Here is a 4,398-nt window from a genome sequence, read left to right on the forward strand (position 1 = left end):
CGCTGATCGCCGCGGGCGTGGTGCGCGTGGTCATCGCGAGCGAGGACGCGTTTCAGCACGAGGGCGGCGCCATCGCGCGCATGCGCGCGGCAGGCATTGCCGTCGAATCGGGCTTGATGCGCAGCGCGGCACGCGAGCTCAACCGCGGTTTTTTTTCGCGCGTCGAGCGCGGACGGCCGTGGCTGCGCGTGAAGCTCGCGATGAGTCTCGATGGGCGCACGGCGCTGTCGAACGGCGAATCGAAATGGATCACCGGTAAGGCCGCGCGCGAAGACGTGCAGTATTGGCGTGCGCGCTCGTCGGCGATTCTGACCGGCAGCGGCACCGTGCTCGCCGACGATCCGCGGCTGACACTGCGCCTAGCCGCTCTGGCTGCGGACGGCGAAGAGAACAAGAGCATCGCGCCGTTGCGCGTCGTACTCGACCGCGAACTGCGCACGCCGCGCGCTGCCAACGTGCTCGATGGCAGCGCGCCGACGCTGGTGATCTCCGGCGCGGACGATCCGGCGACGCCGCCGGAGCACGGCGCCGCGATCGCGGACGGCATCGGCGACAACGCCCGCCTGGAAGTACTGCCGCACGCCGCGCACCTCGCCAACGTCGAACGCGCCGCGGACTTCGACCGGTTGCTCACCGGGCATCTCGCCGTCCGGCCGTGAACTCGCCGGGAAACCCGGTGCCCGCGTCGGAATCCGGGTCTTGGCCGGGGGCGGGGACTGTGCTGGGCTGGACCTTGCGCGGGCGGAGTTGATCGGGTGACGCCGTCCGGTGGTTTCGCCGCGGGAGGTTCGATGGCGGGCAACAGCCGGGATGCCGGGCGGTCGGTGACGGCTCGCGCGTTGAGCGTGCTGACCGCGTTCGACCTCGAGCACAGCCGGCTGACGCTGACCGCGATCGCGCGGCGCGCGGGAATCCCGCTGGCCACGGCGCACCGGCTGGTCGGTGAGCTGGAGCTTTGGGGCGCGCTGCAGCGCGACGCCGACGGGCGTTACGCGATCGGCCTGCGGCTGTGGGAGATCGGGATGCTCGCGCCGCTGAACACGAGCCTGCGCGACGCCGCGCTGCCGTTCATGCAGGAGCTGTGCGAGACGACGCGGGAAAACGTGCACCTCGCGGTGCGCGATCGCTGGGATGCCGTGTACGTGGAGAAGCTGACCGCCCCTCGATCGGTGTCGATCGTTTCTCGGACGGGTGGCAGGTTGCCGCTGCACAGCACCGGAGTCGGCAAGGTGCTGCTGGCCCACGCGCCGGCCGTCGTCGTGCACGAGTACTGCGAGCAGGGACTTGCCCGGCACACCCCGTACACGATCACCGAGCCCGGGCGGTTGGGCCGTGAGCTGCACGCGGTGCGCAGCCGGGGGTTCGCGCAAACGTCCGAGGAGATGACGCTCGGTAATTGTTCGGTGGCGGTGCCGCTGCGGGCCGGGGACGGGGCCGTGATCGCCGCGCTCGGGCTCGTCGCACGCAGCGTCCGCGCCGAGCCTTCCAAGCTGGTCAAGCCGTTGCTGCCGGCGGCGGAGGCGATTCGCAGGCGGCTGCTGGAACAGGCTGGGGCGCACTCCGGAGTGGGCTGACCGGTGATCGGCGCAGGAAGGCTGACGCCCCTTCCGTGCGTCACCTGATTGGCCGCACCGCCGGGCTGAAGTCGGCCAACCGCTCACCGACCGGTCACCGACCGCCCAGCGCCGCCGGTCGCAGGAACACCGCGACGGCGCAGAGGAAACGGCCGGGACCTGTTTTAGTCGAACTGCCCGGCCGGGATGCACATCCGCCGGGTGCGCAAGCGCTTTTTCGCGGACGGTCAGCGCATCGAGGGAGGCGGGGAGCCGTGACCGGAATGCCGGGACGTACCACGGTCGACAACGAGGTCCGGGTCTGCTCGGCCCAGGTGCGGTCGCCGCTCGAATTACCGGCCTCCATCGGCAAGCTCTCGACGCTGGCCGCGGACGCGCTCGGCTGGGCGGGCAGTGTGCTGCCGCCGGTCAAGATGCTGGGCAGGCACGTTGTCCCGGTGGCCGAGCTGGTCCCGGACGCGCACGCCGAGCGGCTGTGCTTCGGCAGCGAGCCGGTGCTGGACCGGGCCGAGATAGCCACCTGGGTGTGGCCGGAGATGGACGGGCGGGTACCGCCGCCCGGAGCGCACCTGGCGGGGATGCTCGCCCCGGCGCGGCACTGGCGGACCGCGCTGACGGCCGCGGTGCCGTTCGCCCGGTTCACCAGCACCGCGATCGTGGTGCCCAAGAGCGTCACCGACGCCAGCGACTTCATGTCCACCTGCCTGATCCGGGCTCGGCAGTTCGGCGTGGCGGTGCTCAGCGCGGACTCGGAGAACGTGCAGGTCCAGCTGCCGGGCAGGTCGTTCGCGGACGCGCCGCCGATCGAGCACACGGCCGTTTCCCGCTGGGTCAACGAGGTCGTCTACCAGCAACTGCTCTGCGCCGAGGCGCCGGCGCCTTCGCGCAGCTGACGCAGCCGCAGCCGAGCCCGATCTGTGCGCGCTGCCGCGGTGCGGTCATAGGGTGCTGGTCATGCGAGTCGTGGTAGCCGGAGGACATGGAAAGATCGCCCGACACCTGACGCGTCGGCTGGCCGACCGGGGTGACGCGGTGACCGGGTTGATCCGCAATCCGGAGCACGCCGACGACCTGCGCGCGGACGGCGCGGAACCGGTGGTGCTCGACTTGGAATCGGCCGATGCGGACACGCTGGCCGGTCACCTCGAAGGCGCTGATGCCGCCGTGTTCGCCGCGGGCGCCGGTCCGGGCAGCGGCGTGGCCCGCAAGGAAACCGTCGACCGCGGCGCTTCCGCGCTGCTGGCGCGCGCCTGCGAGCAGGCGGGCGTGCGGCGGTTCGTGCAGGTCAGCGCAATCGGTACGGCGAATCCGAACCCGCCGGACGTGGGTGAGGTGTTCGGCGCGTACCTGGATGCCAAGCGCGCCGCGGAGCAGGATCTGCGCGAGCGGGACCTGGATTGGACGATCTTGCGTCCCGGCATCCTCACCGATGATCAGCCCACCGGGCAGGTGTTGCTGACCACGGAGCTGCAGCGGGCGGAGATTCCGCGCTCGGACGTGGCCGCGGTGCTGGTCGCGCTGCTGGACGAGCCGAAGTCGACCGGCCACGCGCTCACCTTGATCAGCGGTGCGACTCCCGTCGCGGAGGCGGTTCGCGCGGTCGTTTCCTGAAGCTCGGTGAGCGGGCCGCGCGAATGGCGCGGTTCGCTCACCCCGGGCCGAGGATCCGGGCCAGGTAGGGATTCGCGAACAGGCCGCCCGGGTCGAGTTCGGTCCGCAGTCGGCGGAAGTCGTCGAAGCGCGGATAGCGCTGCTGCAACGCGGCCGCGTCCAGCCGGTGCAGCTTGCCCCAGTGCGGCCGCCCGCCCACCGAGTCCACTATGGACCAGAAGGCGTCGAACCAGGCGCGGTGCGGCATCCCGGCGAACTGGTGCACCGCCACATAAGCCGTTTCCCGCTGGTGCGCGGTGGACAGCCAGATGTCGTCGGCAGCGGCGACCCGCACTTCGACCGGGAACATCACGGGCTCGGCGAGCCGGTCGGCGGCGGTGCGCAGGGCGGTGAGCACGCCGGGCAGCTCGGCGCGCGGGATCGCGTACTCCGACTCGACGAAGCGCACCCGGCGCCGGGTGACGAACACCTTCCGCGCGACGTCGCTGTAGTGCCGGGCCGACCAGGTCGCGGCGCAGAACCGGTTGAGCGGCCGGACCAGGCCGGGCCACGCGCGGCCGAGGTGGCACACCGCGCCGAAGGCCCGGTTCTCCATCAGCTCGTACTCGAAGAACTCGCGCACCCGTCCCAGCGGCTCGGGGTGCCGACCGGCGGGCAACCGGTTGTTGCGCTTGACCAGCGTCCGGCGGCTGTGCGGGAACCAGTAGAACTCGAAGTGGTCGTTGCCATCGGCCAGCTCGTCGAACCGCGCCAGCACGTCGTCCAGCGGTTCCGGGTGCTCGTCGGCTTCCAGGTCGAACGCGGGTACGCAGCGCAAGGTCACCTTGGTCAGCACACCCAGCGCGCCCAGGCCGACGCGGGCGGCGGCGAACAGCTCGGGGTTCTCGGTGGCCGAGCAGCGGCGCAGCGTCCCGTCGGCGAGCAGCAGTTCGAGTCCGGCCACCTGGGTGGCCAGCCCGCCGAGCGCGGCTCCGGTGCCGTGGGTGCCGGTGCAGATCGCGCCTGCGACGGTCTGCCGGTCGATGTCGCCGAGGTTCGGCAGCGCCAGTCCGAGCTCGGCCAGTTCCCTGTTGAGCCGGTGCAGCGGTGTGCCTGCGAGAACGGTGACGTGCGGTGGGCAGGCGTGCTCGATGCCGCTCCACTGGCTCAGGTCGAGCGCGAGCGCGCCGTCTGCGGGCGCGCCGACGCCGGTGAACGAGTGCCCGCTGCCCAG

Annotated in this window: 5 protein-coding genes; 4 read left to right on the plus strand and 1 reads right to left on the minus strand. The window is 71.7% G+C overall.

Annotated elements, in window-relative coordinates:
• The 4 genes from IJH84_RS28000 to IJH84_RS28015 form a co-directional block, all read left to right on the plus strand.
• The coding region (locus IJH84_RS28000; RefSeq protein WP_295150928.1) for a dihydrofolate reductase family protein at window positions 1–659 on the plus strand (659 nt) is incomplete at its 5' end.
• Between the two features lie 132 nt (window positions 660–791).
• Entirely contained in the window at window positions 792–1,574 is a 783-nt protein-coding gene (locus IJH84_RS28005) for an IclR family transcriptional regulator (RefSeq protein ID WP_295150931.1), read from the plus strand.
• 263 nt (window positions 1,575–1,837) lie between these two features.
• A complete protein-coding gene (locus IJH84_RS28010; RefSeq protein ID WP_233626540.1) occupies window positions 1,838–2,467 on the plus strand; it encodes a hypothetical protein in 630 nt (209 codons plus the stop codon).
• A 61-nt stretch (window positions 2,468–2,528) separates the two neighbouring features.
• A complete protein-coding gene (locus IJH84_RS28015; RefSeq protein ID WP_200068061.1) occupies window positions 2,529–3,185 on the plus strand; it encodes an SDR family oxidoreductase in 657 nt (218 codons plus the stop codon).
• A 37-nt stretch (window positions 3,186–3,222) separates the two neighbouring features.
• On the opposite strand, the gene IJH84_RS28020 is transcribed toward IJH84_RS28015, so the two are convergent.
• The coding region (locus tag IJH84_RS28020) for a D-arabinono-1,4-lactone oxidase (protein ID WP_295150934.1) at window positions 3,223–4,398 on the minus strand (1,176 nt) is incomplete at its 5' end.

Origin of the sequence: Saccharopolyspora sp. (assembly GCF_017434145.1) — a bacterium.
Lineage (GTDB): Bacteria > Actinomycetota > Actinomycetes > Mycobacteriales > Pseudonocardiaceae > Saccharopolyspora_C > Saccharopolyspora_C galaxeae.

Bases quoted from the DNA above. Each gene is read 5' to 3' on its own strand.
- IJH84_RS28005 (WP_295150931.1), top strand. From the start codon at position 792: ATGGCGGGCAACAGCCGGGATGCCGGGCGGTCGGTGACGGCTCGCGCG.
- IJH84_RS28010 (WP_233626540.1), top strand. From the start codon at position 1,838: ATGCCGGGACGTACCACGGTCGACAACGAGGTCCGGGTCTGCTCGGCC.
- IJH84_RS28015 (WP_200068061.1), top strand. From the start codon at position 2,529: ATGCGAGTCGTGGTAGCCGGAGGACATGGAAAGATCGCCCGACACCTG.